Below are 26,156 nucleotides of genomic sequence, written 5' to 3'. Positions count from 1 at the left end.
TCCTCGCGGTCGGCGTCCCGGGACACCCCCATCATGCCCGCTGCCGGTCCCGCCCACCGACCCGCTGCGCCACCCGGGCGTGCGGAATCTCCACCAACGGATATGTTGTGCTCGTGCAGGCGACGGCGAGGTCGGGACAGGTCCCGCGGTGATCCACTTTCCGGCCCAGCGGCGTGGCCCGCTCAGCGCGCTGAGTCTGCGTCTGGCCGCCGCCCTCGGACTGGTCCTGCTCACCGTCCTGGTGGTCTACCTCGACCGGGACGGCTACCGGGACGTCGACGAGAACGGGCTGACCCTGCTCGACTGCGCCTACTACGCGGTGGTCACCCTCTCGACCACCGGGTACGGCGACATCACCCCGTTCGCGCAGTCGGCCCGCCTGGTCAACGTCCTGTTCATCACCCCCGCCCGGGTGCTCTTCCTGATCATCCTGGTCGGCACCACCCTGGAAGTCCTGACCGAGCAGTACCGGACCGGCCGTCGCCTGTCGCGGTGGAGGAGAACCGTGAAGGACCACGTCATCATCTGCGGCTACGGCACGAAGGGCCGCAGCGCGGTCTCCGCCCTGCTGGAGAACGGCCTGGACAGGTCACGGATCGTGGTGGTGGAGCGCAGCGGTGCCGCCCTGCGGCAGGCCACCTCGGCCGGGCTGGTCGCCATCGAGGGATCGGCGACCCGCTCCGCGGTGCTGGAGCAGGCGCACGTCCGGACCGCCAAGTCGGTGATCATCGCGACCGACAGCGACGACGCCTCCGTGCTGGTGGCGCTCACCGTCCGGCAGCTCACCGCCGGCCAGGTCCGGATCATCGCGGCGGTCCGCGAGGCCGAGAACGCCCCGCTGCTCAAGCAGAGCGGCGCGCACCACGTGATCGTCTCCTCCGCCACCGCCGGTCGGCTGCTCGGCCTCTCCACCTCCGCCCCGCCGCTGATCGACGTGGTGGAGGATCTGCTCACCCCCGGGCAGGGCATGGCGCTGGCGATGCGCTCCGCCGAACGCGACGAGGTGGGCCGCTCCCCGCGCGAGCTGCAGGCGCTGGTCATCGCCTTGGTCCGCCGGGGCAAGGTGGTCGCCCTCAACGACCGCGCCGGCGCGGTGATCGAGACCGGCGACATGCTCGTCCACGTCCGCGACGACCGCCCCCCGTCCACCACGACCGCCCCCTGACCCGCCCCCCGCAGGCTCGCACGCGGCACTTGCACGGAAAGAGGGGCCATTCCTCAGGGAATGGCCCCTCTTTCCGTGGAAACGGGTGGGTCACTTACATGATCGTCCAGGTGTCGCCGCTGGAGAGGAGGGCGGCGAGCTGCTGCTCGGGAGTCTCCGTGACGGTGGCGCGGGCGGTCGCCACCTGCTCCTGGACGACGCTGTCGTACGACGGGCGGTCGACCGAGCGGAACACGCCGATCGGGGTGTTCCGCAGGTCGAGCCCGGGCAGGCGGGAGAGCGCGAACGCGTACGCCGGGTCGGCGACCGTGGCGTCGTGCACCACGATCTCCTCGGGGCGGACCGAGGCGGTCTCCCGGACCTCCAGGCCGAAGCCACCCGGCGGGTGGACGACGCAGAACTGCCCGTCCTTGCCGCCGACCTGGCTGTTCGGCTTGCCGGCTGCGCCGAAGACGATCGGCTGCCCGTGCTCCAGCCGGATCAGGAAGTCGTCCCGGGTGCCCGGCTCCTTGAGCGGCTCGAACGCCCCGTCGTTGAAGATGTTGCAGTTCTGGTAGATCTCCACGAACGCGGAGCCCTGGTGCTCGGCGGCGGCCCGCAGCACCGACTGGAGGTGCTTGCGGTCCGAGTCGATGGTGCGGCCGACGAAGGTGGCCTCCGCGCCGAGCGCCAGCGACAGCGGGTTGAACGGCGCGTCCGCCGAGCCGACCGGGGTCGACTTGGTGATCTTGCCGACCTCGGAGGTCGGGGAATACTGCCCCTTGGTCAGGCCGTAGATCCGGTTGTTGAAGAGCAGGATCTTCAGGTTGACGTTGCGGCGCAGCGCGTGGATCAGGTGGTTGCCGCCGATGGAGAGCGCGTCGCCGTCACCGGTGACCACCCAGACCGACAGGTCCGGCCGGGACACCGACAGGCCGGTGGCGATCGCCGGGGCACGCCCGTGGATCGAGTGCATCCCGTAGGTGTTCATGTAGTACGGGAAGCGCGACGAGCAGCCGATCCCGGAGACGAAGACGATGTTCTCGCGCGGGATGTTCAGCTCCGGCATGAACTGCTGCACGGCGGCGAGGATCGCGTAGTCGCCGCAGCCGGGGCACCAGCGCACCTCCTGGTCGGACTTGAAGTCCTTGGCGGTGAGCTTGAGGGTGACGGGCTCAGACATTCTTCAGGACCTCTTCCAGCATCGTCTCCAGCTCGGCGGCCGTGAACGGCAGACCGCGGACCTGGTTGTAGCCGATCGCGTCGACCAGGTACTTCGCCCGGACCACGTGGGCGAGCTGGCCGAGGTTCATCTCGGGGATGACGACCCGGTCGTACGACCGCAGCACCTCACCGAGGTTGGCCGGCATCGGCGACAGGTGCCGCAGGTGCGCCTGGGCCACGGGGAGCCCACGCTGACGCAGCCCCCGGCAGGCCGCACCGATCGGCCCGTACGTGGAGCCCCAGCCGAGCACCAGCACCCGGGCGGTGCCGTCCGGGTCCTCCACCTCGACGTCCGGCACCGGGATCGTCTCGATCCGGGCCGCCCGGGTGCGCACCATGAAGTCGTGGTTCGCCGGGTCGTACGAGATGTCACCGGTCTTGTCGGCCTTCTCCAGGCCACCGATGCGGTGCTCCAGCCCCGGGGTGCCCGGGACGGCCCACGGCCGGGCCAGGGTCTGCGGGTCCCGCAGGTAGGGCAGGAAGGTGCCGTCCTCGCCGTTGGGCTCGGTGGCGAACTCCACCCGCAGGTCGGGCAGGCTCTCCACGTCGGGCAGCAGCCACGGCTCGGAGCCGTTGGCGACGTAGTTGTCCGACAGCAGGATGACCGGGGTGCGGTAGGTCAGCGCGATCCGCGCCGCCTCCAGCGCCGCGTGGAAGCAGTCCGACGGCGACTTCGGCGCGATCACCGCGACCGGGGCCTCGCCGTGCCGGCCGTGCAGCGCCATGTTGAGGTCGGCCTGCTCGGTCTTGGTCGGCATGCCCGTCGACGGCCCGGCCCGCTGCACGTCCACGACCACCAGCGGCAGCTCCAGGGCCACCGCCAGCGAGATGGTCTCGCTCTTGAGCGCCACGCCGGGACCGCTGGTGGTGGTGACGCCGAGCGCGCCGCCGTACGAGGCGCCCAGCGCCGCGCCGACCGCGGCGATCTCGTCCTCGGCCTGCATGGTCACCACGCCGAACCGCTTGTGCTTGCTCAGCTCGTGCAGGATGTCCGACGCCGGCGTGATCGGGTACGCCCCGAGGAACACCGGCAGGCCGGAGCGGACCCCGGCGGCCACCAGGCCCAGCGACAGCGCCGCGTTGCCGGTGATGTTCCGGTAGGTGCCCGGCAGCATCTTCGCCGGCTTCACCTCGTACCGGACGGAGAAGTTCTCGGTGGTCTCGCCGAAGTTCCAGCCGGCCCGGAAGGCGGCCACGTTCGCCGCGACCAGCTCCGGCCGGGCGGCGAACTTGCGCTCCAGGAACCGCAGCGTCGAGGAGTACGGCCGGGAGTACATCCACGACAGCAGGCCGAGGGCGAACATGTTCTTGGCCCGCTCGGCGTCCTTCTTGGACACGTCCTGCTCGGCCAGCGCGCCGACCGTCATCGAGGTGAGCGCCACCGGGTGCACCACGTAACCGGCGAGCGAGTCGTCGTCCAGGGGGCTGGTCGTGTAACCCACCTTGGCCAGGTTGCGCTTGGTGAACTCGTCGGTGTTGACGATGATGTCGGCCCCGCGCGGCAGGTCGGCCAGGTTGGCCTTGAGCGCCGCCGGGTTCATCGCCACCAGCACGTTCGGCGCGTCACCCGGGGTCAGGATGTCGTAGTCGGCGAAGTGCACCTGGAAGCTCGACACGCCGGGCAGGGTGCCGGCGGGTGCCCGGATCTCCGCCGGGAAGTTCGGCAACGTGGAGATGTCGTTGCCCAGCTGCGCCGTCTCCGACGTGAACCGGTCGCCGGTCAGCTGCATGCCGTCGCCGGAGTCGCCGGCGAACCGGATGACCACCCGGTCCAGTTGACGGATCTGCTTGGTCACTGTGCCACCTTCGTTCGCGACTGCGGGGCTCGCAGAACCGACTCGCTCCTCGCGCTCACGACGCAGGGGCGGCTGAACATGATGGTGACCCCGCCTTGCCCGGCCACGTGACCTCCTTGACGCGACGCCGTGCCGGTCCATCCGCAGGTGGTCCGGCTTGCTCCGTTCCTCACGTCAGAGCCTACGTCGCGCGGTTAGGGCCGCCTTGGCTGAGGTCCGACGTGTGGGACCCGATCGGGCGGGTGTATGCCCGGCTTTCGGGCGTTTAGTACCGCTGGCCGTAACCCAGATCACCGCACACCAGAAGGTCGACGGGTCACTCCGTACCGCTGGGCGCCGGGGTCGGCTCGCGCCTCGACCCGCTCATCCGGCGGCGGAGCGAGGTGGTCGCCAGCGCGAGGGCGAGCACCACCAGCAACCCGGAGACCGTGATCAGGGTGATCGCCGTCCGCTGCACCGAGGTGAGCCCCTCGTCGCCGCCGCCCTGCCCCGCGGCGACGAGCACGCCCTGCGAACCGGTCGGGACCGGCGTCGCCACCGGGGTCGCCAGCGCCGCCGCCGCGGTGATCCGGAAGGTCATCTGCACCTGCTTGTCGTGACCGCTGCGCGGGTCCAGCCGGCCGACCACCGCGCCGGAGAGCGGAGCGTTCCGCTGCGCCTCGGCGGTCGCGGAGACCGGCAGCCGCAGGGTGGCGTACCGGCCGGCGGGCACCGCGCCGACGTCGCACCGGGTCCGGGTCGGGGCCACCGCGACGCAGCCGGCCGGCGGGTTCGGGGCGGTCACCCCGTCCGGCAGGATCACCTCGACCCGACCGGCGGCGTCCACCGAGCCGGTGTTGCCCAGGCGTACGGAGAGGCTGCTCGCGCCGCCGCTGATGTCGAAGGCCACCTCGTCGGCGCGGAGCGAGATGCCCGGCACGGGCGGGCCGGGCGGGAAGAGCACCGCGAAGCCCTCGTTGTCGGCCGTCGAGCCGGTCACCCCGGGGGCGGTGGCGGTCACCTGGACCGAGCCGCTGAGCGGCATGGCCCGCCAGGCGGTGGCGCTGACCCGTACCCGGATCGAGCTGCTGAACCGCGCGCCCGGCGCGGTCGCCCACTCGCCGCACCGGTAGCTGCCGCCGCCCGCCGCGGCGCAGCCGGGGGTGCCGGCGTCGGTGAGGCCGGTGGGCAGCGTGTAGCCGAGGCGGACCAGTTCCGGTGCGGTGCCGACGTTCGTGATGGTGACCCGCAGGGTGGCCACGGTGGTCTCGGCGTTCCAGTAGGCCGGGGTGAGCACGACGTCGTCGGTGGTCACCCGTACGCCGAGGTGGCCGACGGGCTGGCCGGGCTGCGCCGGCGGGACCGTCGGCGGCGCCGGGGCGGGCGGCGGCGGGGCCGGGGCGGGCGGCGGGGGAGCCGGGGCGGTGGTGGTCGGCGCCGGGTTGGCGGGCGCGGTGGTGGTCGGGGCCGGCGCCGGCGCGGTGGTCGGCGGGGGCGGCGGCGGGGGTGCCGTGGTCTCCGGGGGCGCGCTCTCGGTCGGCGGCGGCGTGGTCGGCGCCGGATCGGTCGCGGTCGGGTCCACGGTCGGGGTGGCGTCGGTCGGGTCGGCGCCGGGATCGGCGGGCGGGTCGTTCACCGTGGTGCCGGAGCCGGTGACCACGGGCGACGCGGTCGCCCAGCCGGGTGCCACCGCGACCGCCGTCGCGAGTCCGACCGCCAGCGACGCGGCGAGCAGTACGGAGGTGCGCGGGGCGGAGACCCGCCGAGCCGGGCGTACGCGGGGGCGAGCCATCTGTCCTCCGTGACACTCAGTGAGGCTTCATTATTCGGTAATAGTTGCCGTAAGGCACTAGTCCGGCGAGGAAACAAATCCGTAACGTGTTCCGTTCCGCGTGACGACCGGCCCGGTAGGCTGACCCACCGTGACGGGTTATCTCGGCTCCTACGCCACGCTCGGTCTCCTTCTGGTGGCGAGCGTTCTCTTCTTCGTCACAGCGTTCTCGGCCAACCGGATGTTACGTCCTGCCCGTCCGGCTGATCCCTGGGGTAAGCGGACCAGCTATGAGTGCGGCCTCGACCCGGTCGGCGGCGACTGGGCGCAGATGCAGATCCGCTACTACGTCTACGCCTATCTCTACGTGCTCTTCGCGGTCGAGGCGGTCTTCCTCTTCCCCTGGGCGCTGGTCTTCGACCGGCCCGGATTCGGGGTGACGACCGTGGTGGAGATGGGTGTCTTCGTCGCCGTGGTGGCGCTCGGCATCCTCTACGCCTGGCGGAAGAACATCCTCCGCTGGACCTGAGCGGCCCCGCTCAGGCCAGGCCGCGACGGGTGGCGACGGGCGGCCGGTCCCCGCGGATCGAGGCCACCATGTCCAGCACCCGGCGGGTCGGCAGCACCTGGTGCGCCCGGAACACCCGGGCACCCAGCCACGCCGACACCGCCGTCGCCGCGAGGGTGCCCTCCAGCCGTTCCGGCACCGACAGGTCGAGCGTCTCGCCGATGAAGTCCTTGTTCGACAGGGCGACCAGCAACGGCCACCCCGTGCCGGAGAGCTCCGCCAGCCGGCGGGTGATCTCCAACGAGTGGCGGGTGTTCTTGCCGAAGTCGTGCGCCGGGTCGATCAGGATGCCGTCGGGGCGTACGCCGAGGGAGACCGCGCGTTCGGCGAGCCCGGTCACCGTCGACACCACGTCGGCCACCACGTCGTCGAAGGCCGCCCGGTGCGGCCGGGTACGCGGAGAGAGCCCACCGGCGTGCGAGCAGACCAGCCCCGCCCCGGTCTCCGCGGCCACCCGGGCCAGCGCGGGATCGGCACCCGACCAGGTGTCGTTGAGCAGGTCGGCGCCGGCCGCGACCGCCTCCACCGCCACCTCGGCCCGCCAGGTGTCGATCGAGATGACCACGTCCGGGAAGGCGGCCCGGACCGCGGCGATGGTGTCCACCGTCCGGCGGATCTCCTCGGCCACGTCGACCTCGTCACCGGGACCGGCCTTCACCCCACCGATGTCGATGATCTCCGCGCCCTCGGCGACCGCGCGCTCCACCGCCCGCAGCGCGCTGTCCGCCGCGTAGGTGGCGCCCCGGTCGAAGAACGAGTCCGGCGTCCGGTTGACGATCGCCATCACCACCAGCTCACCGGGGGAGAAGGTCCGCCCGCCGAGCCGCAGCGCCCCGGTCATGTCCGCCTCCTGGTCTCCGCCGGCCGTCGCCCGTGCCGCCGGCCGCCCCCGACGCTAGCCGGTCCGCCGACACCCGGCCGGGCCGGTACGCCGGGTTGCGATTCATGATCGGAGCGCGCGGAGGGCTCGCCCGCGGCCCGCCCGCGTGCCACGATCTCCCCATGGGTGAGGTTCTTCTCCTCTTGGTCGTCGCGCTCACCGTCGCGGCGGTGGTGTTCGGCGTGACCGTGCTCGTCTCCGGACGGGATCCCGGCCTGGCGCCGGCCGAGCCGGACGGCCGGGCCGTACCGCTGCCCGGCAGCCGACCGCTGCGCGAGGCCGACGTCGCCGAGGTCCGCTTCGACACCGCCCTGCGCGGCTACCGGATGGCGCAGGTGGACCAGGCGATGCGCCGGGCGGCCTACGACATCGGCTACAAGTCGGAGCTGATCGGCGTGCTGGAGGCGGAGGTCGCCGCGCTCCGCGAGGGCCGTACGGCCGAGGCGGACGCGCTGCGCCGGGCACGGGAGGAGTCGGCCGGCGCCCGGGCCGACGGCGACACCCCGCCCGCCGAGGGCGACGCCGCCGTGGTGGACGGTCCGGCCGCCGACGAGTCCGCCGCCCCGGCCACCGACCCGACGGCCGGGGCGGGCGCCGACGTCGTCGCCGCACCCGCCGTGACGCTGCGCCCGCCGGCCGATCCCACCGCCCCCGCCGAGCCGGCCCTCGCCGAACCCGCCCCGGTCGAGGCCGGTTCCGTGGCCGACGCGACCGCGCCCGTGGACGGGACCGGTCCGGAGGCGACCGGCGCCGACGCGACCGGCCCGGAGCGGGTGGACGCCACCGCTGCCGGCGCGGACGACGTCGAGGGCGAGCGGGACCGCGGCCCGGTGGTGCGATCGGAGTCGGCGTGACCGGGCCCGGGGACGCCGACGGGTTCGCCGAGGCCGCCCAGCCCGGTGCCGGTGAGATCACCGCCACCGTGATCGTGAACGCGCCCGCCGCGCGGGTCTTCGCCGCGCTGACCGCCTGGGAGCGGCAGTCCGACTGGATCCCGTTCACCACCGTCCGGGTGGTCGAGGGCGACGGCGGCGAGGGGAGCCTGGTCGAGGCGGTCACCGCGCTCGGTCCGGCGGCGCTGCGCGACGAGATGCGGGTGGTCCGGGTCGACGCCCCGTACGAGGTGGGCGTGGTGCACTGCGGCAAGCTGCTGCGCGGCCCGGGCGTGCTGCGCTGCACCCCGATGGAACGGGACCGGACCCAGGTCGTCTGGCACGAGTGGTTCCACCTGCCCGGCGGTGCCGCCGGTCGGGTCGCCTGGCCGGTGCTCTGGCCCGGCTCGAAGTTCAGCCTCACCCAGGCGCTGAAGAAGTTCGCCCGGCTGGTGGAGCAGGGCCGACTGCCCTGACCCACGGCCCGCTGTCGGTGGGCTGGCCTAGCGTGTACGCCGTGAGTGACCTGGTTACCGGCCCGGACGGGCTGCCCCGGTGCGCCTGGGGATCGAGCACCCCGGACTACGCCGTCTATCACGACCGGGAGTGGGGCCGGCCGTTGCGCGGCGACGACGCGCTCTATGAGCGGCTCACCCTGGAGGCGTTCCAGTCGGGGCTCTCCTGGCTGACCATCCTGCGCAAGCGGCCCGCGTTCCGGCTCGCCTTCGACGAGTTCCGCATCGGCACGGTCGCCGGCTACGGCGAAGCCGAGGTGGCCCGACTGATGGCCGACGCGGGGATCGTCCGCAACCGCGCCAAGATCGAGGCGGCGGTCGCCAACGCCCGGGCCGCGCTGGAGCTGCCCGACGGCCTCTCCGCGCTGCTGTGGTCGTACGCGCCGGCGCCCCGGGCCGCCCGACCGGAGTCGTTCGCGCAGGTGCCGGCGCTGACCCCGGAGTCCACCGCGATGGCCAAGGCGCTCAAGAAGCGCGGCTTCCGCTTCGTCGGCCCCACCACCGCGTACGCCCTGATGCAGGCCACCGGGATGGTCGACGACCACCTCGCCGGCTGCCACGTCGCCCGGGCGGCGGCCGGAGCGTGACGTGACCGGACCGACCCCCTGCCGGCGTGATGGGATTGGGACATGACCGACACCGAGCAGCGCGCCACCGGCACCATCGACGGCGGCACCGGGACCGGCGCGTGGGCCGTGCTCCTGCCCGCCGAGCGGTACGACGCCGAGCGGCTGGTGCACCACGACACCCTGGAGCTGACCGGCCTGGACGGCGTCGCCCGGCCCCGCCCCGGCGAGCCGGTCGCGGTGCTGGTCGACGCGCCGCCCCGACTGGTGGCGCTGGGCCGGGTCGCGGCGGCCACCGGGGAGACCCGGGAGGATCCCGACGACCCGCAGTCCGAGGCCGGGCCGGGGACGCTGGTGGTGACGTACACCCGGCGGGCCTTCGACCGTCCGGTGGCGGTCGACCGGCCGGCCCCGCACGGGCCGGTGAGCCCGCTCGACGTGGCCGCCTGGCGCGAGCTGGCCGACCGGCTCGGCCCGCCGCCGTCCCGCCGCACCTGGCTGGTCAGCCTGGATCTGCCGATCGAGGCGACCTCGCCCGCCGAGGCGGTCGGGATCTTCTGGTCGTACGTGCAGGAGCTGGGGCCGCGCGAGCTGCCGGCGTTCGTCTCGCCCTCCGGCGACGAGCTGGCCATGCAGGCGTTCGTGCTCGGAGCGGAGGCCAACCAGGATCCCGAAGAGGACGACTGACCCACCGTCGGCCGGGTTACGGTGCCGGGGAGGGCCGGCGCGGGCCGGCCGCGCGAGGGGGTCCGATGCGCTTCCAGGACAGAGTCGCGTTCGTCACCGGCGGGGCGTCCGGGCTCGGCGCGGCGACCGCCCGGCGGTTCGCCGCCGAGGGCGCGAAGGTGGTGATCGCGGACATCAACATCGAGGGCGCCGAGCAGGTGGCCGCCGGGCTGCCCGACGCGTACGCGGTGACCGTGGACACCGGCGAAGCCGTCTCCGTCGAGCAGGGCATCGCCGACGCCATGCAGCGGTACGGCCGGATCGACGTCATCTTCAACAACGCCGGCATCGACGGCCGACAGCAGCCGCTGCACGAGATGGACGTGGAGAACTGGGAGCGGGTCCGCCGGATCAACGGCGACGGCGTCTTCTTCGTCCTCAAGTACGGCATCGAGGCGCTGCTGCACGGCGGCGGCGGCTCGGTCGTCAACACCTCCTCCACCACCGCGCTGGCCGCTCAGGAGAACATCTCGCCGTACACCTTCACCAAGGCCGGCATCGTCGGCCTGACCCGGTCGGCGGCGATCGAGTACGCGGCCCGCAACGTCCGGGTCAACGCGGTCGCGCCGACGGTGGTGATGACCCCGCTGGTCGAGCACTTCATCGACACCGCGCCCGACCCCGCCCAGATGCGCCGCCAGATGGAGTCGTTCAACCCGAAGCCCGGCATCCCCACCCCGGACGACGTGGCCGGCGTGGTCGCCTTCCTGGCCTCCGACGACGCCGCCTGGATCACCGGCCACACCATCCCCATCGACGGCGGCTACGTCGCCCGCTGACACCCCCACCCCGCGCCACGCCGCTCCGCCCCGCTCCGCCACGCTCGGCGCCGCGCCACTCCGCCCCACTCCGCGCCGGGCCGCCCCACTCCACGCCGCTCCGCGGCCGAGCGTGGCGACTGTTTCCCGGAAAGTGTGGCCATCCGGCGCGGAATGACCACACTTTCCGGGAATCTGCGCGATCTCGGCGGGCGGCGGGTGCCCGGCGGCGGGTGGTGGGTGCGCGATCTCGGCGGGTGGTGGGCGTCAGGGGGTGGGTGGGTCAGCGGCCTTCGAAGACGGGCTTCTGCTTGTTGAGGAAGGCGGTGGTGGCGGCGCGGTGGTCGGCGGTGGCGCCGCAGATCGACTGGGCCTGCGCCTCGGCGGCCAGGGCGTCGGCGAGGGTGCCGGCGTCGGCGATGGAGAGCTGCCGCTTGATCGCCCCGTACGCGACGGTGGGGCCGGCGGCCAGCCGGGCGGCCAGTTCCTGCGCGGTCGGCAGCACCTGCTCGTCGTCGTCGACCAGCCTGGTCAGCAGGCCCAGCCGGCACGCCTCCTCGGCGCCCACCGGCTCGGCGAGCATCAGCAGCTCGACGGCCTTGGCGTGGCCGACCAGCCGGGGCAGCGTCCAGGAGGCGCCGGTGTCGGCGGCGAGCCCGACCCCGGCGAAGGCCATCAGGAAGCGGGTCTTCGGCCCGCCGATCCGGAAGTCGGCCAGGTAGGCCAGCGAGGCGCCCGCCCCGGCGGCCATGCCCCGGACGGCGGCGACCACCGGCTTGGGCAGGTTGGCCAGCCGGGCGGCGATCGGGTTGTAGTGGGCCCGGACCGTGGCCAGCGGGTCCCCGCCGGCGTTCTCCAGGGTCTGCACGTGCTCGCGCAGGTCCTGCCCGGCGCTGAACGAGCCGCCCGCGCCGGCCAGCACCACGGCCCGGCAGGACTTGTCGGTCTCCAGCTCGGCCAGGACGTCCCGGAGCGCCTCCTTGAGCGCCACGTCGAGCGAGTTCATCGCCGTCGGGCGGTTCAGCGTCAGGGTGACGACGGCATCGGTGCGGTCGACGAGCAGCGGCTCGGTCACGTGTTCAACGACCCTTCTGTCGGGCGAGGCGGTGGCTGGCGTCGAGGCACTGCTCGACGTACCGGTCGGCGGCCGGCCGGAGCCGGGCGGCGTGCCGGTCGAAGAAACTGGCCGCGCTGGTGCCCGGCCAGCGCTCGGGCAGCAGCGCCGGTGGCAGCTGCGGGTCCCGGAACAGGAAGGTACGCCACGCGTGCACGAGCCGGAACCGGGCCGCGTACGCCTCCTCGTCGCTGCTGCGGACGGTCACCCCGGCCAGCAGCGGCTTCTGCTCGGCGACGAACCCCTCGTACGCCCGGCCGATCTCGGCCAGGTCCCAGGCCCGGCGGACCACCCCCATCGCGCCGGGGGTGCCGGCGACGTGGGCGGCGGTGAACCGCTCGTAGCGCACCCCCGCCTCGGTGAGCAGCATGTCGACGTCCTCGCCGGGGCGGGTGGCCACCCAGTTGCAGTCGTCGAGCGTGCCGTAGCCGAGGAAGGTGAGGTTGGCGGCGAGCCGCTGGCGGTCCCGGCGGGACGCGGGGGCCTCCAGCACCAGGAGGTCGAAGCGACCGTCCCAGCTGACCCGGCCCGTGCGATAGATCCGGGCGGCCGCCTCGTCGAGTCGCCGCGCCGCTTTCGGTGTGATCGAATATCCCGGTCCGGAGGCCAACCGGAGCGGGTCCAGCCAGCCCTGGCGGACCATCCGGGAGACCGCGGTGCGCACGGCCGGTGGTGCGATCCCGAGCGGTGCCAGTAGCTTGACCAGGGCGGCGACCGGTGCGCGGCCACCCCTCGCCCGGAGGTGGTCGCCGTACAGGTCGAAGAGTGCCGACCGTGCCTGCATGACCGCACATTGTGACAGGCCTATCCAAGATAAGCTAGATGCTGTTACATCAATGCTGCTTCGGTTTGGGTCCGGCGGTGTTCATCAGGGAAAATCGTTGGTCGACACCCCCGCGATGGCTGCGGGTGGTTATGGCGAAGTGGCTGTGGGGCAACCCACCGACCCTGGTGTAGGTCTGAGGGGAGACAACATGGCGGCGATGAAGCCGCGGACGGGCGACGGTCCGCTGGAAGTCACCAAGGAGGGCCGGGGCATCGTGATGCGGGTCCCGCTGGAGGGTGGTGGCCGGCTCGTCGTCGAGATGACTCCCGACGAGGCCAACGCTCTGGGTGACGCGTTGAAGGCAGCCGCCGGCTGATCGAGGAGCGGTCCGCGCGGCATGCCGTGCGGCGGTTCGTCCTGCCCTGAGCCACCGGCCCCGCCGGTGGCTCAGGGTCTTCATCGGCGTCGGAAGCGGCGAGCTGCGCCGCTTCGAGACCTTTTCTGGAGGTACGGTCCAGCGTGCTGGCCATCCGTCTGCTGAGCGGGCCCGAACGGCTCGACACCCTCGTCCTGCCCATCCGTCCCACCGGGCGCGCCGAGGACGCGGACGTCCCGGCCGAGCTGGTACCGACCGTTGCGGCCCCCGCCGACGACGTACGGGCCGAGGCGACCGCGCTCCTGCCGGCGACCCGGCTCACCGGTCGTGCCGGTGACGTACGCGAGCACCTGCGCCCCGGTGGCACCCCGCTGCGGCTGCTGCTGCTCGGCGTCGGCGCGGCCGACGAGGCGGGCTGGCGCACCGCCGGGGCCGCGCTCGCCCGGGCCGCCAAGAATGAGACACATGTCACGCTGCTGCTCCCGGGTGAGCCGGCGGCGGCGGTCCGCGGTCTGGTCGAGGGGCTGCTGCTCGGCTCCTACCGGTTCCGGCTGACCGAGGCGGGCGACACCCCGGCGCTGGCCGAGGTGGACCTCGTGGTGGACGACCCGGCGGCGCTCGCCTCCACCCTGGCGGCGGCCCGGACCACCGCCGAGATGACCCGACTGGCCCGCGACCTCACCAACACCCCCTCCTCGGTGAAGAACCCGCAGTGGTTCGCCGAGCAGGTGGCCACGGCCGTCACCGGGGAACCCGACCTGCACCTGCGGGTACGCGAGCCCGACGAACTCGAGGCCGAGGGCTTCGGCGGCATCCTCGCCGTCGGCCGTGGCTCGGCCAGCGGCCCCCGCCTGGTCGAGCTGGACTGGCGGCCGGCCGACGCGCGTACCCACGTGGTGCTCGTCGGCAAGGGGATCACCTTCGACACCGGCGGCATCTCGATCAAGCCGGTCGAGGCGATGAAGCTGATGCGCAAGGACATGGCCGGCGCCGCCGCCGTGGTCGCCGCGACCCTGGGCGCCGCCGCGCTGCGGCTGCCGGTGCGGATCACCACGCTGGCCCCCCTGGCCGAGAACATGGTCAGCGGGTCGGCGTTCCGCCCCGGCGACATCGTCCGCCACTACGGTGGCGTGACCAGCGAGACCACCAACTCCGACGCCGAGGGTCGGCTGGTGCTCGCCGACGCGATGGCGTACGCCGTCGAACGGCTGAACCCGGACGTGCTGGTCGACCTGGCCACCCTCACCGGCGCGAACGCGATCGCGCTGGGCAAGCGGCACGGTGCCCTCTACAGCGACAACGACCAGCTCGCCGCCGACCTGCTCGACGCCGTCGAGGCGGCCGGGGAGCACGCCTGGCGGATGCCGCTCCCGGCCGACTACGTCGAATACCTCGGCAGCGAGCTGGCCGACCTGCACAGCAGCCCCGCCGCGGGTGCCGGCTCGGTGACCGCGGCGCTCTATCTGCGCGAGTTCACCGGCGACCTGCGGGACCGCTGGGTGCACGTCGACATGTCCGCCCCCTCCTGGTGCGAGGGGGACGACGCCGAGCTGACCCGGGGCGCCACCGGCTGGGGCGTACGCGGACTGCTGCGCTGGCTGGCGACGCTCTGACCGTCCGGTCCGACCGCGCGCCCGACGGCGCGGGTCGGACCGGTCAGCACTTCACCGCGGCGAGCAGGCCGTGCCCGACCGGCAGCAGCGCGGGGATCCAGTGCTCGGACTCCCGGATCGCCTTGATCGCCTCCCGGACGGTGACCGTCTCGACGTCGCGGGCGGCCGGGTCGCCGATCCGCCCGCCGGCCAGCGCGCCGTTGAGCGCCAGCACGCCGCCGGGGCGCAGCAGCCGCAGCGCGGCGTCCACGCAGGCGGTGAAGCCGGTCGCCTCGGCGTCGACGAAGACCAGGTCGTAGGCGCCGTCTGCGAGCCGCGGCAGCACGTCGAGGGCCCGGCCCGTGATGATCCGGGTACGCCCCGACGCGAAGCCCGCCTCGACGAAGATCCGTCGGGCGATCCGCTGGTGCTCCACCTCCACGTCGATCGTGGTGAGCACCCCGTCGGCGCGCATCCCGCGCAGCAGCCAGACACCGCTGACCCCGGTGCCGGTGCCGATCTCCACCACCGCACGGGCGTTCCCGGCGGCGGCGAGCAGCCGCAGGGCCGCGCCGGCCCCCGGGGTCACCGCGTCGACGCCCACCTCCCGGGCCAGGCTGCGGGCGGTCCGCAGCACGAGGTCCTCGGTGACGTACGACTCGGCGAACTGCTGGGCCTGGGCCATCGGGTTGCCGGAACTGGCGACCGTGGCGATGGGACACCTCCGGGCGGTGTCGGTGCCGACCGCTCCCGGTCGCGGCGCGGTGTCGGACGCGCCGGGCTGGAGTGGTCGAGGCGAGGGGCGGGTTGGCGCTATGAGCGTAGAGCCGAGCCCCCACGCGCGCAGCCGCGAGTCGGCCCGTCGTGGATCACGGCACGCAACCGCTGACCCCCTCCGGGGTATCCGTGCAATCCTGGACGGTATCCCGGTGACGCGGTCGCCCATCGCGGCACGGGAGGCGGGACGGAGTGGGAGGCACGGACGTGACCGACGGCTGGGACTGGCGCCAGCCCGGCGGGACCCCGGGACCGGCGGGCGGACCGTCGCCCGGAGCGCCACCGGTGGGCTCGCCGCACGGCGCCGGGGGGACGACGGCCTCGCCCTGGTGGTCCGACGCGCTGGCCGACCCGTGGCGGGACCCGAACGCACCGGCCGCCGTCGTGGTGCCGGTGGCTCCCGGCGGCGGCGTCGAACCGGAGCCGGTGAGCGACCCGGACGCCCCGAACCGGCCGAGGCTGCGACAGGTGGTGCTGGTCTCGCTGATCACCGCCCTGCTCGCCGGTTCGCTCGGCAGCGCCCTGACGTACGCCTTCCTGCGCGGCAGCGGCGCCACCACGGTGCTCGGCGCCCGCCCCGCCGACGCCCCCGCGCTGGCCCAGCGCAAGCCGGAGTCGCTGGCCGGGGTCGCCGAACGGGTCCTGCCCAGCGTGGTCACCGTGCGGGTGGCCAGCCTCGGCGGGATCAGTGAGGGCTCCGGCTTCATCGTCAGCGCCGACGGGCACGTGGTCACTAACGACCACGTCGTCGCCGGCGGCACCGGCAAGGCGACCGTGGTCTTCAACGACGGCAGCACCGCCCCGGCCACCGTGGTCGGGCAGGACCCGGAGTCCGACATCGCGGTGATCAAGGTGTCCCGGGGTGGACTCAAGCCGGTCGAGTTCGGCGACTCGGACGCGCTCGCCGTGGGCGACCCGGTGCTCGCCATGGGCTCGCCGCTCTCGCTCGCGAACACGGTCACCGCCGGCATCGTCAGCGCCCTGGACCGGACCATGCAGGCCGGCGAGCCGGGCGGCCCGACCCGCTACTACGCGGCCATCCAGACCGACGCGGCGGTCAACCACGGCAACTCCGGCGGCCCGCTCGTCGACGCCGCCGGCCGGGTCGTCGGGGTCAACTCGACGATCAAGTCGCTGGTCGCCGACGGGCAGGAGGCCGGCAACATCGGGCTCGCCTTCGCCATCCCGATCAACCAGGCCAAGCGGGTCACCCAGGACATCATCGGCACCGGCAAGGCCCGCCGTACGGTGATCGGCGCCCAGGTGGGCGGTCTCGGCACGGCCGCCGGCGCCGGCGTACGCCTCAACGCCGTGGAGCCGTCCGGCCCGGCGGCGGCGGCCGGACTGAAGACCGGCGACGTGGTGCTGCGGCTCGACGGGCACCCGCTGAGCGAGCCCACCGACCTGGTCGCCCTGGTCCGCAAGTACGCGCCCGGCTCGGTGGTGACCGTCGAGTACCGGCGGGGATCCAGCCGGCAGAACGCCTCGGTGACCCTCGCCGCAGACGCGAAGTGAGCACCCGTCACCCCCTCCCGGTGACCCCTCCCACGTGCGTAGTCTTGCCCTGACAGCCACGAGGAGGCCGAGGTGCTGGACAACCTGAACTGGTGGGAGATCGGGGCGCTGCTGCTCCTGGCGCTGCTGATCTTCGGGGACCGGCTGCCCACCGTGATCAACGATGGTCTCCGGATGGTCCGCAACCTGCGCGCCATGGCCCGTAACGCCACCGGCGACCTGAGCCGTGAGCTGGGCACCGACATCCAGTTGGAGGACCTGCACCCGAAGGCGTTCATCCGGAAGCACCTGCTCAGCGAGGAGGACGAGCAGGCCATCCGGAAGCCGCTCCAGGGCATGTACGACAACCTCCGGGCGGACGTCACCGGCGTGCACAACGAGCTGAAGGACGTCGCCAACGCGGCCGACCTGCGTACCAACGGGTCCCGCCCCGCGACGGCCACCGGCGGCGGCACCGCCCCGGCCCCCCGCACCAGCTACGACGACGCCACCTGACCCACCGGCCCCGGCGCCGCCCGCGCGGCGTGTGGAAGGCACACAAACACGGAAAGAGTGGCCTCCCGGCTCGGGGAGGCCACTCTTTCCGTGAAACTGGGCGGATCTTGACGCGGGGCGCGGGGTGCGGGGCGCGGGGTGCGGGACGCGGCCCCGGGGGTCAGCGGCCGGCGGGCTTGAGGCCGAGGGGCTTGCCGAGGAGGGACTCGCGGCGCACCGCGAGGCGGTCGGCGACCTGGTAGAGCGCCTTGGCGGCGGGGGCGTCCGGGTCGGAGAGCACGACCGGGGTGCCGGCGTCGCCGCCCTCCCGAACCCGGGTGTCGAGGGGGATCTGCCCCAGCACCGGCACCTGCGCGCCGATCGTCCGGCTCAGCGACTCGGAGACGGCCTCGCCGCCACCGGCGCCGAAGACCTCCATCCGCGAGCCGTCCGGCAGCTCCAGCCAGGACATGTTCTCGATGACTCCGACCACCCGCTGGTGGGTCTGCAGGGCGATCGCGCCGGCCCGCTCGGCCACCTCGGCGGCGGCGGTCTGCGGGGTGGTGACGACCAGGATCTCCGCGTTGGGCAGCAGCTGGGCCACCGAGATGGCGATGTCGCCGGTGCCCGGCGGCAGGTCGAGCAGGAGCACGTCCAGGTCGCCCCAGTAGACGTCGGCGAGGAACTGCTGCAACGCCCGGTGCAGCATCGGGCCGCGCCACACCACGGCGGCGTTGCCCGGGGTGAACATGCCGATCGAGATCACCTTCACGCCGTGCGCCTGCGGCGGCATGATCATGTCCTCGACCCGGGTGGGGGCGCCGTCCGCGCCGAGCATCCGGGGCACCGAGTGGCCGTAGATGTCCGCGTCGACCACGCCGACGGAGAGCCCCCGGGCGGCCAGCGCGGCGGCCAGGTTGACCGTGACGCTGGACTTGCCGACGCCGCCCTTGCCGCTGGCGACCGCGTACACCCGGGTGCGGGAGCCGGGCTGGGCGAACGGGATGACGGGCTCCTGGGAGGCGCCGCCGCCGCGCAGCTTGGACTGGAGCTCCTGGCGCTGCTCGGGGCTCATCACGCCGAACTCGATCTCGACGCCGGTCACCCCGGGCACCGCCGCCACGGCGGTGGTGATGTCGGTGCGCAGCTTGTCCTTCAGCGGGCAGCCGGCCACGGTGAGCAGCAGCTCCACCCGGACCACGCCGTCGTCGCCGAACTCGGCGGAGCGGACCATGCCCAGCTCGGTGATGGGCCGACGGATCTCCGGGTCGTTGACGGTGGCCAGCGCGGCCTGGATCGCGTCGGAGACGGTGCTGACAGGTGCGGACATGCCGGCAATGCTACGTCGGCGGTGATCGGCCACCGCGCTGACCGGGCCCGGTGTGAGCGAATCGATGGGCCGTCAGCCCTCCGGCCGGCCGTCCCGGGCGAAGTCGTCGTCCAGCTCGTCCCGGGGCTCGTCGAGCGGCTCGCCGCCGCCCCGGGCGGCCCGCTCCTGCTGCCGCCGCTCCAGCCGCTGCCGGCGCTGCGCCGCCTCGTCCAGCTCCTCCGCCAGCCGGGCCAGCTCGGAGCGGAGGAAGTCTCGGGTGGCGACCTCGCCCATCGCGATGCGCAGCGCGGCGATCTCCCGGGCCAGGTATTCCGTGTCGGCCTTCTGCATGGTCGCCCGCCGCCGGTCCTCCTCCAGCGACACCCGGTCGCGGTCCGCCTGCCGGTTCTGCGCGAGCAGGATCAGCGGGGCCGCGTAGGAGGCCTGGAGGGAGAGGACCAGGGTCAGGAACGTGAAGGTGTACGGGTCGAAGCGCAGGTCCGGCGGGGCCAGGGTGTTCCAGGCGAACCAGGCGCCGATCACCACCGTCATGTAGACGATGAAGTTCGCCGTGCCCATGCCCCGGGCGATCCCCTCGGACCAGCGCCCGAACGCCTCCGGGTCGAACCGGGGCAGCTTGACGCCCCGGGGCTCGCGCGGCTGGTCCAACCGCTCGGCCCGCCGCTGGTCAGTCATCCGCGCCGTCCATCGTCTCGTCGGCGGTCGCCCCGCCGGTCAGCGCGTCCCGGTCCCGCCAGTCGCGCGGCAGCGAGTGGTCCAGCACGTCGTCCACGGTCACCGCGCCGACCAGCCGGTTGCTCCGGTCCACCACCGGCATGGCGACCAGGTCGTACGTGGCCATCCGGCGGGTGATCTCCGGCAGCGGGGTGGCCGGCCGGAGCGGGTCGATGTCGTTGACCACGACCCCGCCGAGCAGGTCGGCCGGCGGCTCGCGGAGCAGCCGCTGGAAGTGCACCATGCCCAGGTAGCGGCCGGTCGGGGTGGTCATCGGGGCGCGGGTGACGAAGACCTGCGCGGCGACCGCCGGGGAGAGCTGCTCCTCCCGGATCCGGGCCAGCGCCTCCGCCACCGTGGCGTCCGGCGGCATGATCACCGGCTCGGAGGTCATCACGCTGCCCGCCGTGCCGGAGGCGTAGCGCAGCAGCTGCCGGACCGGGTCGGCCTCGTTCGGCTCCATCAGGTCGAGCAGCACGTCCTGCTCGGGCGGGGGCAGCTCGTTGAGCAGGTCGGCCGCGTCGTCCGGGTCCATCTCCTCCAGCACGTCGGCGGCGCGTTCCCGGTCCAGCGCGGCCAGGATCTCCACCTGGTCGTGCTCGGGCAGCTCGCTCAGCACGTCGGCGAGGCGCTCGTCGTCCAGCGCCGCGGCGACCTCGTTGCGCCGGGCGTCGGGCAGGTCCTGGAGGGCGTTGGCCAGGTCGGCGGGGCGCATGTCCTCCAGCACGGCCAGCAGGTTCGCCGTACCCCGGTTGTCGGCGATGCCGCTGAGCCCGCGCACCCGGTCCCACTCGACCTGGTGCAGGTGGCCGCGGCGGGTCAGCCGGCCGGTCTGCTCGCGGACCGCGACCCGGCTCAGCGACCACTCGCCGCCCCGGTTGCACTCCATGGCCACGTCGACCACCGCGCCGGGCTGCCCACCCGGATCGAGCTGCACCCGCCGGTCCAGCAGCTCCTGGAGCACCAGCAGCTCGTTGGGGCGCTTCTCGAACCGGCGCAGATTGAGTGTTCCGCTGCCGAGCACGACGGCGTCGGCTTCGATGGAGGTGATCCGGTTGATGGAGAGGAAGATCCGTCGCCGCATCGGCATCTCGGCGACCAGCCCGACCACCTCCGGCGGGCGTTGGGTGGGCCGGAGTCGTGCCACCGCGTCACGAACCCGACCCACCTGGTCACCGTTCGGATCGAAGACGGCGACTCCGGCGAGTCTGGCTATGTAGACCCGGTTCGGCGTACTCACGTCGACCAGCCTAAGCGCCTACTGTTTATCAACATGTCGACCTTGGCCTACGAGATCGTGGACGTCTTCACCGACCGCCCGTTCGCCGGCAACCCGCTGGCCGTGGTGTTCGGCGCGGAAGGGCTCGCGACCGAGCAGATGCAGTCGCTCGCGCTGGAGTTCAACCTCTCCGAGACGGTGTTCGTGCTGCCGCCCACACAGGTCGGTGCGACATATCGGGCGCGGATCTTCACCCCGGTGGAGGAACTGCCGTTCGCCGGGCACCCGAGTGTGGGCGCGGCGGTCACCGCCAGCCGGCGCGGGATGTTCGGTGTGGGGCAGATCACCCAGGAGTGCGGTGCGGGGGTGCTGCCGATCGAGGTCACCCCGACCGGGGCCACCCTCACCGGCGGCCCGCCCACCCTCGGCCCCGAACTCGACCCGGAGCCGCTGTTGGAGCTGGTCGGTCTCACCGTCGCGGACCACGCCGGGCCGGCACCCCGGGTGGCCGGCTGCGGACTGGAGTTCCCCTATCTCTCGGTGCACCCGGACGCCGTGGCCCGCGCCAAGGTGAACCCGGCGGTGGCGGAACGGTACGGCGTGGAGCACGTCAGCGTCTTCTCCTGGGAGCCCACCGCGCAAACCGCGCACGCCCGCGTCTTCGTGCCCGGACTCGGTGTGCCGGAGGACCCGGCCACCGGCTCCGCCGCCCTCGGGCTCGGCGTGTGGCTGGTCGCCAGCGGGCAGCTCCCCGGCGACGGGCACTCCGCGTACACGGTCCACCAGGGCATCGAGATCCACCGGCCGTCGGTGCTGGCCTGCACGGTGACCGCCGCCGACGGCGCGGTCGTCGGTGCGACCGTGGCCGGTCAGGTGGTGCCGATCGCCCGGGGCGAGATCACCGTCCCGCCCTTCGTCGGCTGAGGTCCCGGGGCGGTCGGGAATGCGGGAGGATGCCGGGGTGACTGACGAGGTGGACGAGCGGGTCGCCACGCCGCTGGTGGACGAGGCGGTCAAGAAGGCCGCCGTCGCGTGGGTGGCGGTGGCCGGCGGGCCGGCGTACGCGCTGTGGTGCCTCCCGCTGGACGGCACGCTGCTGGTGGTGACCGGCCCGGGCGAGCAGTCCGCCCCCGGTCTCGCCGACGCCACCGAGGCGCAGGTGACCCTCCGCGGCGACCACGGTGGGCGGATCGTCACCTGGCCCGCCCGGGTGACCCGGCTGCTCCCCGGCACCGAGGAGTGGGACACCGCCGCGCCGCTGGTCGCGGCGAAGCGGCTCAACGCCCCCGGGCCCAGCTCGGCCCTGGTGCAGCGGTGGGCGGCCGACGGCTGCGCGGTGAACCGGCTGGCCCCGGCGGGCACCCCGGTCGCCGGGGCCGACCTGCCGGCCGACGCGCAGGCCGAGGAGCCGCGGGACGCTCCCGTCGTACGCGCCACCCGCAAGCCGTTCCGGCTGCACCGGGTCCGCCGCCGCTGACCCGGTGCGTCAGCAGGGGACCGCTGCCCGGTCGGAGGCGTCGACGACGAGGGTGAGGAGTTCGGTGAGGGAGTGCAGCACCGGGCCGGACCAGGACCGGTCGGCGTTGAAGACCATGTGTTCGGCCAGGTCCGGAGCGACCAACCGGACGGCGGTCAGGCCGGCCCGTTCCGCGCCGGTCAGTTCCTGGCTGCCGCCGTCACCCACGTAGAGGCAGTCCGCCGGGTCCAGCCCCAACAGCCGGCACGCGGCCAGATAGAGCGCCCGGTCCGGCTTGCAGCGGCCCTGCTGGACGGAGAAGACCCGCACGTCCAGCAGCGGAGCGACCGCCAGTTGCGGCAGGAACGCCGGCAGCTCGTGGGTGCAGTCGCTGATCAGCCCGGTCCGTACGCCCCGCTGGCGCAGCGCGGCCAGCACCGGCACCGCCTCGGCCCGCAGCCGGGTGTCCGCCCGTACGGCCCGGTGCCGGGAGGCGACGGCGTCGCGTACGGCCCCGTCGGTGGGGTGCACGCCGGCCTGGGCGCAGACCCAGCGCAGCGTCGCCTCGGCGTCGCCGAGCGCACCGGTGGCCCGCTGGTAGTAGGTGCGGTCGAGCACCTCGGTCAGGGTGTCCGCCGGGCAGCCCAGCAGTTCGGCGGTGGACCGGTGGGCCGCGCCGCGCTGGACGGAGCACGTCAACGTGCCGAAGAAGTCGAAGAGCACGGCCTGGAACCTGGGCATGGGGGAGCGCCTCCGGGCGTCGAGGGGAGGATCGCCGGCGCGGACGTCGATGATCGTAACGGAACGCTGACGTTCCGTGGCGTGTGAGGATTGCTCTCCGTGTCCTCCGCTCCGCACCGTCCGCCCCTGGACCCACTGACCACCGGCGTCGTGGTGCTCGCCGTCGCGGCCGTCTCGTCGTCCGCCCCGCTGATCGCCTTCGCCGCCGCGCCCGCCCTCGCCATCGCCTGCTGGCGGAACCTGCTCTCGGTCGCCGTGCTCGGGCCGTTCTCGCTGGCCCGGCGACGGGCCGAGTTCCGCGCGCTGACCGTGGGCGCCGGCCGACGGGAGGGCCTCTACTGCGTACTCTCCGGGGTCGCGCTGGCCGCGCACTTCGCCACCTGGATGCCGAGCGCGCAGCTCACCTCGGTCGCCGCGGCCACCGCGCTGGGCGCCACCCAGCCGGTGTGGCAGGGGCTGATCGCCCGCTGGCAGGGCCGGCGCCTGCCCACGGCGGTCTGGGCCGGCATCGCCGTGGCGGTGCTCGGCGCGGTGCTGGCCACCGGCGCCGACTTCGGCGCCTCCGGCCGGGCCTTCGCCGGCGACCTGCTCGCCGTCACCGGCGGGATGTTCGCGGCCGTCTACACCGCCTTCGGAGAACGCGCCCGCGCCACCATCAGCACCACCACCTACACCACCATCTGCTACGGGGTGTGCGCCGCGATCCTGCTGCTGGTCTGCCTGGTCGGCGGCGTACGCCTGCACGGCTACGACCGGAACACCTGGCTGGCCATCCTCGGCCTGGTGGTCGGCGCCCAGCTGCTCGGCCACTCGATGTTCAACTACGCGCTGCGCCGGATCTCCGCCACCACGGTCAGCGTGCTGATCCTGCTGGAGGCCCCCGGCGCGGCCCTGATCGCCTGGGCCTGGCTCGGCCAGCTGCCCCGCCTCCTGGCCCTGCCCGGCCTGGCGCTCCTGCTGGCCGGCGTCGCCGTCGTCGTCCTCTCCGGCGCCCGCACCCCCCGCCGCCCCGTCCCCGTCCCCGCCGACTGACCCACCCCCGCCCGCCTCTTTCCCGGAAAGAGTGGCCATTTCGCCGCCGGAGCCGCCGCTTTCCGTGAAAGTGCGAGGGGAGGGGGTGGGGCATGGCGGGGGAGGAGGGGCAGGGCGGGACGGTGGTGACGCCGTCGGCGGAGTTCCCGCCGCTGGCCGAGGAGGAGCTGGCCACGCTGCGCGGGATCGGGGCGCGGTGGCGGGCGGGGGGTCGGCGGGGGGAGCTGCCGGTCGATCCGACCCTGGGGCGGTACCGGCGACGGCCGCCGGGCCGCTTCGGCCGCCTCGCCCCGATCGAGCTGTTCAAGGTGGAGGAGCCCGACGAGCTGGTCGCCACCGAGCCGGCCAACCTGCCCGGCTCCCGGTGGGGCCGGGCGGTCACCCGGCTGCGCCGGACGCTGTTCGGTCCGCCGCTGTCCAGCGCCGCCGTCCTCTACGAGCGGATGCGCAAGCTGGTCGCCCTGCCGGTGCTCTCCTCGGACCTGCTCAGCTCGGTGGCGTACGGGCCGGAGGCGATGCTCAGCGTGCTGGTGCTGGCCGGCAGCGGATCGCTCGGGCTGTCGCTGCCGCTGGCCGCCGTGCTGGTGGTGCTGATGGTGGCGGTGGGCGTCTCCTACCGGCAGACGATCCGCGCGTACCCGCACGGCGCGGGGTCGTACGTGGTGGCCGGCGACAACCTGGGCACCGGGGCGGGACTCGCCGCGGCGGCCGGGCTGATCGTCGACTACGTGCTCACCGTCTCGGTGTCGGTGGCCGCCGGGGTGCACGCGGTCACCTCGGCGCTGCCGGGGCTGGCGTGGGCCACCGTGCCGCTCGGGGTGCTGGTGATCGCCGTGCTGCTGGCCGGGAACCTGCGCGGCGTCCGCACCGCCGGCAACATCTTCGTGGTCCCCACGTACGCCTTCGTGCTGGCGGTCGTGGCGGTGCTGGTGGTGGGCTGGCTGCGGGCGGCGGGCCGGGGTTTCGCGCCGGTGCCGCCGCCGGCGGTGCCGGCCGCCGAAGGGCTGGGGCTGCTGCTGGTGCTGCGGGCGTTCGCGTCCGGGGCGGTGTCGATGACCGGCATCGAGGCGGTCTCCAACGCGGTGCCGGCGTTCCGGCCGCCGGAGTGGCGCAACGCCCGCACCACCCTGGGCTGGATGGTGGCGCTGCTGGTGCTGCTCTTCGCCGGGCTGACCGTGCTGATCCACCTGGACGGTCTGGTGCCCCGCCCCGGCGAGACGATGCTCTCCCAGCTCGGCCGGGTCACCTTTCCCACCGGCCCCTGGTACGCGCTGCTCCAGGTGGCGACCACGCTGATCCTGCTGCTCGCGGCGAACACCGCGTTCAACGGCTTCCCCCGGCTGCTGTTCTTCATGGCCCGGTCGGACCACGCGCCCCGCCGCTTCCTGCACATGGGGGACCGGCTGGCGTTCAGCAACGGCATGGTGGCGCTGGCCGTCGCGGCGACCGTGGTGTTCGTTGCGTTCGACGGGCGGACCGAGGCGTTGATCCCGCTCTACGCGGTCGGGGTCTTCCTCGCGTTCACCCTGTCGCAGGCCGGCATGGTGGTGCACTGGCGGCGCCGGCGCGGGGCGGGCTGGCGTCGCCGGGCGGCCGTCAACGCGGTCGGCGCGACCCTGTCGGGGCTGGTGCTGGTGACGGCGGCGCTGGCGAAGTTCACCCAGGGGGCCTGGCTGGTGGTGCTGGCGGTGCCGCTGCTGGTGCTGCTCTTCGCCCGGGTGCACCGGCACTACGCCACGCTGCACCGGGCGCTGGCGCTGCACCCGCCGGGCGCCGGTCCGGCTCCGACGGCGCCGGCCGAGGTCCCGGGCGTGCCGGCCGAGGGCGAGGAACTGCCCCAACAGGTACGCCACCTGGTGGTGGTGCCGGTCGCCCGGCTGAACCGGGCGTCGCTGCGCGCCCTGGCGTACGCGGCGTCGCTGGGACAGCCGACGCTGGCCGTGCACATCGCACCCGAGGAGGGCGAGGCGGACCGGTTCCGGCAGCAGTGGGCGGCCTGGGGTGATCAGGTGCGGCTGGAGACGATCGTGTCGCCGTACCGGGCGGTGATCGGGCCGCTGGCGCACTACCTGGAGGCGCTGCACGCCTCCCGGGCGGAGCTGACGCTGACCGTGATCGTGCCGGAGGTGGTGCTGCGCCGCCGCTGGCACCGGCCGTTGCACAGCCGGGCCGAGCAGCGGCTGCGCTCGGCGCTGCGGGCGCTGCCCGGGGTGGTGGTCACCAGCGTCCCGGTGCACATCGCCGAGTGAGG

General features: G+C 73.9%; 26 protein-coding genes. 15 read left to right on the top strand and 11 right to left on the bottom strand.

The features are described 5' to 3' along the window. Window positions 1-148 precede the first annotated feature (148 nt). Complete coding sequence (locus ABUL08_RS20310; protein WP_350931520.1) at window positions 149-1,165, top strand: potassium channel family protein; 1,017 nt, start codon at window positions 149-151, stop codon at window positions 1,163-1,165. 94 nt (window positions 1,166-1,259) lie between these two features. Here the strand turns inward: ABUL08_RS20310 and ABUL08_RS20305 are convergent, their stop codons facing one another. The 3 genes from ABUL08_RS20305 to ABUL08_RS20295 form a co-directional block, all read right to left on the bottom strand. Continuing rightward, window positions 1,260-2,327, bottom strand: coding sequence for a 2-oxoacid:ferredoxin oxidoreductase subunit beta (locus tag ABUL08_RS20305; RefSeq protein ID WP_350931519.1), 1,068 nt, complete (start codon window positions 2,325-2,327; stop codon window positions 1,260-1,262). Beyond that, a complete protein-coding gene (locus tag ABUL08_RS20300; RefSeq protein ID WP_350931518.1) occupies window positions 2,320-4,164 on the bottom strand; it encodes a 2-oxoacid:acceptor oxidoreductase subunit alpha in 1,845 nt (614 codons plus the stop codon). The genes ABUL08_RS20305 and ABUL08_RS20300 overlap by 8 nt, the downstream gene beginning before the upstream one ends. 316 nt (window positions 4,165-4,480) lie before the next feature. Then, a complete protein-coding gene (locus ABUL08_RS20295) occupies window positions 4,481-5,935 on the bottom strand; it encodes a hypothetical protein (RefSeq protein WP_350931517.1) in 1,455 nt (484 codons plus the stop codon). Window positions 5,936-6,065: 130 nt separating this feature from the next. On the opposite strand from ABUL08_RS20295, the gene ndhC reads away from it, so the two are divergent. Then, complete coding sequence (ndhC, locus tag ABUL08_RS20290; RefSeq protein ID WP_350931516.1) at window positions 6,066-6,443, top strand: NADH-quinone oxidoreductase subunit A; 378 nt, start codon at window positions 6,066-6,068, stop codon at window positions 6,441-6,443. 10 nt (window positions 6,444-6,453) lie between these two features. Here the strand turns inward: ndhC and folP are convergent, their stop codons facing one another. Continuing rightward, window positions 6,454-7,323 carry a dihydropteroate synthase gene (gene folP / locus ABUL08_RS20285; protein WP_350931515.1) on the bottom strand — a complete coding sequence of 290 codons (870 nt, stop codon included), beginning with the start codon at window positions 7,321-7,323 and terminating at the stop codon, window positions 6,454-6,456. A 161-nt stretch (window positions 7,324-7,484) separates the two neighbouring features. Between folP and ABUL08_RS20280 the strand changes: the two genes are divergently transcribed. The 5 genes from ABUL08_RS20280 to ABUL08_RS20260 all read left to right on the top strand — a co-directional run bounded on the left by ABUL08_RS20280 (window position 7,485) and on the right by ABUL08_RS20260 (window position 10,820). Then, window positions 7,485-8,216, top strand: a complete 732-nt coding sequence (locus ABUL08_RS20280) for a DivIVA domain-containing protein (protein ID WP_350931513.1) — start codon at window positions 7,485-7,487, stop codon at window positions 8,214-8,216. Further along, window positions 8,213-8,710 carry an SRPBCC family protein gene (locus ABUL08_RS20275; RefSeq protein WP_350931512.1) on the top strand — a complete coding sequence of 166 codons (498 nt, stop codon included), beginning with the start codon at window positions 8,213-8,215 and terminating at the stop codon, window positions 8,708-8,710. Before ABUL08_RS20280 ends, ABUL08_RS20275 begins: the two co-directional genes overlap by 4 nt. A gap of 41 nt (window positions 8,711-8,751) precedes the next feature. Then, on the top strand, window positions 8,752-9,336 hold the full coding sequence (locus ABUL08_RS20270; RefSeq protein ID WP_350931511.1) for a DNA-3-methyladenine glycosylase I: 585 nt from the start codon (window positions 8,752-8,754) through the stop codon (window positions 9,334-9,336). A 42-nt stretch (window positions 9,337-9,378) separates the two neighbouring features. Continuing rightward, window positions 9,379-10,002 carry a hypothetical protein gene (locus ABUL08_RS20265; protein WP_350931510.1) on the top strand — a complete coding sequence of 208 codons (624 nt, stop codon included), beginning with the start codon at window positions 9,379-9,381 and terminating at the stop codon, window positions 10,000-10,002. A gap of 65 nt (window positions 10,003-10,067) precedes the next feature. Next, window positions 10,068-10,820 carry an SDR family NAD(P)-dependent oxidoreductase gene (locus ABUL08_RS20260; protein ID WP_350931509.1) on the top strand — a complete coding sequence of 251 codons (753 nt, stop codon included), beginning with the start codon at window positions 10,068-10,070 and terminating at the stop codon, window positions 10,818-10,820. A 262-nt stretch (window positions 10,821-11,082) separates the two neighbouring features. On the opposite strand, the gene ABUL08_RS20255 is transcribed toward ABUL08_RS20260, so the two are convergent. Both ABUL08_RS20255 and ABUL08_RS20250 read right to left on the bottom strand, forming a co-directional pair. Beyond that, window positions 11,083-11,874: an enoyl-CoA hydratase/isomerase family protein gene (locus ABUL08_RS20255; protein ID WP_350931508.1), complete on the bottom strand. Its 792-nt coding sequence runs from the start codon at window positions 11,872-11,874 to the stop codon at window positions 11,083-11,085. Window positions 11,875-11,878: 4 nt separating this feature from the next. Next, window positions 11,879-12,697, bottom strand: a complete 819-nt coding sequence (locus ABUL08_RS20250) for a PaaX family transcriptional regulator (RefSeq protein ID WP_350931506.1) — start codon at window positions 12,695-12,697, stop codon at window positions 11,879-11,881. Between the two features lie 190 nt (window positions 12,698-12,887). Here ABUL08_RS20250 and ABUL08_RS20245 point away from each other — a divergent pair, with 190 nt between their 5' ends. Both ABUL08_RS20245 and ABUL08_RS20240 read left to right on the top strand, forming a co-directional pair. Further along, window positions 12,888-13,055 (top strand): DUF3117 domain-containing protein, encoded by a 168-nt coding sequence (locus ABUL08_RS20245; RefSeq protein ID WP_007455245.1) that lies wholly within the window; start codon window positions 12,888-12,890, stop codon window positions 13,053-13,055. Between the two features lie 143 nt (window positions 13,056-13,198). Beyond that, entirely contained in the window at window positions 13,199-14,668 is a 1,470-nt protein-coding gene (locus ABUL08_RS20240; RefSeq protein ID WP_350931505.1) for a leucyl aminopeptidase family protein, read from the top strand. A gap of 43 nt (window positions 14,669-14,711) precedes the next feature. On the opposite strand, the gene ABUL08_RS20235 is transcribed toward ABUL08_RS20240, so the two are convergent. Next, window positions 14,712-15,332 carry an O-methyltransferase gene (locus tag ABUL08_RS20235; protein ID WP_350931504.1) on the bottom strand — a complete coding sequence of 207 codons (621 nt, stop codon included), beginning with the start codon at window positions 15,330-15,332 and terminating at the stop codon, window positions 14,712-14,714. Window positions 15,333-15,616: 284 nt separating this feature from the next. On the opposite strand from ABUL08_RS20235, the gene ABUL08_RS20230 reads away from it, so the two are divergent. Next, a complete protein-coding gene (locus tag ABUL08_RS20230) occupies window positions 15,617-16,939 on the top strand; it encodes a S1C family serine protease (protein ID WP_350931503.1) in 1,323 nt (440 codons plus the stop codon). Window positions 16,940-17,011: 72 nt separating this feature from the next. Continuing rightward, window positions 17,012-17,434: a Sec-independent protein translocase family protein gene (locus ABUL08_RS20225; RefSeq protein WP_350931502.1), complete on the top strand. Its 423-nt coding sequence runs from the start codon at window positions 17,012-17,014 to the stop codon at window positions 17,432-17,434. A 160-nt stretch (window positions 17,435-17,594) separates the two neighbouring features. Here ABUL08_RS20225 and ABUL08_RS20220 read toward each other — a convergent pair whose 3' ends face one another. From ABUL08_RS20220 to ABUL08_RS20210, 3 genes are all read right to left on the bottom strand, one after another. Next, the gene (locus ABUL08_RS20220; RefSeq protein ID WP_350931501.1) at window positions 17,595-18,743 is read right to left on the bottom strand and encodes an Mrp/NBP35 family ATP-binding protein; all 1,149 of its coding nucleotides are present in this window, start codon (window positions 18,741-18,743) and stop codon (window positions 17,595-17,597) included. A gap of 72 nt (window positions 18,744-18,815) precedes the next feature. Further along, window positions 18,816-19,418, bottom strand: coding sequence for a DUF1003 domain-containing protein (locus tag ABUL08_RS20215; RefSeq protein WP_350931500.1), 603 nt, complete (start codon window positions 19,416-19,418; stop codon window positions 18,816-18,818). Beyond that, a complete protein-coding gene (locus ABUL08_RS20210) occupies window positions 19,411-20,697 on the bottom strand; it encodes a magnesium transporter MgtE N-terminal domain-containing protein (protein WP_350931499.1) in 1,287 nt (428 codons plus the stop codon). The genes ABUL08_RS20215 and ABUL08_RS20210 overlap by 8 nt, the downstream gene beginning before the upstream one ends. A gap of 33 nt (window positions 20,698-20,730) precedes the next feature. Here ABUL08_RS20210 and ABUL08_RS20205 point away from each other — a divergent pair, with 33 nt between their 5' ends. Then, on the top strand, window positions 20,731-21,600 hold the full coding sequence (locus tag ABUL08_RS20205) for a PhzF family phenazine biosynthesis protein (protein WP_350931497.1): 870 nt from the start codon (window positions 20,731-20,733) through the stop codon (window positions 21,598-21,600). Window positions 21,601-21,619: 19 nt separating this feature from the next. Then, complete coding sequence (locus tag ABUL08_RS20200; RefSeq protein ID WP_350931496.1) at window positions 21,620-22,153, top strand: hypothetical protein; 534 nt, start codon at window positions 21,620-21,622, stop codon at window positions 22,151-22,153. A 9-nt stretch (window positions 22,154-22,162) separates the two neighbouring features. Here the strand turns inward: ABUL08_RS20200 and ABUL08_RS20195 are convergent, their stop codons facing one another. Then, window positions 22,163-22,873, bottom strand: a complete 711-nt coding sequence (locus ABUL08_RS20195; RefSeq protein ID WP_350931495.1) for an HAD family hydrolase — start codon at window positions 22,871-22,873, stop codon at window positions 22,163-22,165. A gap of 99 nt (window positions 22,874-22,972) precedes the next feature. Between ABUL08_RS20195 and ABUL08_RS20190 the strand changes: the two genes are divergently transcribed. Together ABUL08_RS20190 and ABUL08_RS20185 are read left to right on the top strand one after the other, a co-directional pair. Then, complete coding sequence (locus tag ABUL08_RS20190) at window positions 22,973-23,905, top strand: DMT family transporter (protein ID WP_350931494.1); 933 nt, start codon at window positions 22,973-22,975, stop codon at window positions 23,903-23,905. A gap of 92 nt (window positions 23,906-23,997) precedes the next feature. Continuing rightward, the gene (locus tag ABUL08_RS20185) at window positions 23,998-26,154 is read left to right on the top strand and encodes an APC family permease (protein WP_350931492.1); all 2,157 of its coding nucleotides are present in this window, start codon (window positions 23,998-24,000) and stop codon (window positions 26,152-26,154) included. Window positions 26,155-26,156 lie beyond the last annotated feature (2 nt).

It is taken from the genome of Micromonospora sp. CCTCC AA 2012012, assembly GCF_040499845.1.
Taxonomy (GTDB): Bacteria; Actinomycetota; Actinomycetes; order Mycobacteriales; family Micromonosporaceae; genus Micromonospora; species Micromonospora mangrovi.
The sequence above is the reverse complement of the archived record's forward strand: the minus strand, read 5'-3'. Positions and strand labels throughout refer to the sequence as shown.

Excerpts from the sequence above, each read along its gene's own strand:
- ABUL08_RS20305 (WP_350931519.1), bottom strand. The coding sequence starts at position 2,327 with ATGTCTGAGCCCGTCACCCTCAAGCTCACCGCCAAGGACTTCAAGTCC.
- ABUL08_RS20295 (WP_350931517.1), bottom strand. The coding sequence starts at position 5,935 with ATGGCTCGCCCCCGCGTACGCCCGGCTCGGCGGGTCTCCGCCCCGCGC.
- folP (WP_350931515.1), bottom strand. The coding sequence starts at position 7,323 with ATGACCGGGGCGCTGCGGCTCGGCGGGCGGACCTTCTCCCCCGGTGAG.
- ABUL08_RS20280 (WP_350931513.1), top strand. The coding sequence starts at position 7,485 with ATGGGTGAGGTTCTTCTCCTCTTGGTCGTCGCGCTCACCGTCGCGGCG.
- ABUL08_RS20265 (WP_350931510.1), top strand. The coding sequence starts at position 9,379 with ATGACCGACACCGAGCAGCGCGCCACCGGCACCATCGACGGCGGCACC.
- ABUL08_RS20260 (WP_350931509.1), top strand. The coding sequence starts at position 10,068 with ATGCGCTTCCAGGACAGAGTCGCGTTCGTCACCGGCGGGGCGTCCGGG.
- ABUL08_RS20250 (WP_350931506.1), bottom strand. The coding sequence starts at position 12,697 with ATGCAGGCACGGTCGGCACTCTTCGACCTGTACGGCGACCACCTCCGG.
- ABUL08_RS20245 (WP_007455245.1), top strand. The coding sequence starts at position 12,888 with ATGGCGGCGATGAAGCCGCGGACGGGCGACGGTCCGCTGGAAGTCACC.
- ABUL08_RS20235 (WP_350931504.1), bottom strand. The coding sequence starts at position 15,332 with ATGGCCCAGGCCCAGCAGTTCGCCGAGTCGTACGTCACCGAGGACCTC.
- ABUL08_RS20220 (WP_350931501.1), bottom strand. The coding sequence starts at position 18,743 with ATGTCCGCACCTGTCAGCACCGTCTCCGACGCGATCCAGGCCGCGCTG.
- ABUL08_RS20215 (WP_350931500.1), bottom strand. The coding sequence starts at position 19,418 with ATGACTGACCAGCGGCGGGCCGAGCGGTTGGACCAGCCGCGCGAGCCC.
- ABUL08_RS20205 (WP_350931497.1), top strand. The coding sequence starts at position 20,731 with ATGTCGACCTTGGCCTACGAGATCGTGGACGTCTTCACCGACCGCCCG.
- ABUL08_RS20200 (WP_350931496.1), top strand. The coding sequence starts at position 21,620 with ATGCGGGAGGATGCCGGGGTGACTGACGAGGTGGACGAGCGGGTCGCC.
- ABUL08_RS20195 (WP_350931495.1), bottom strand. The coding sequence starts at position 22,873 with ATGCCCAGGTTCCAGGCCGTGCTCTTCGACTTCTTCGGCACGTTGACG.
- ABUL08_RS20185 (WP_350931492.1), top strand. The coding sequence starts at position 23,998 with ATGGCGGGGGAGGAGGGGCAGGGCGGGACGGTGGTGACGCCGTCGGCG.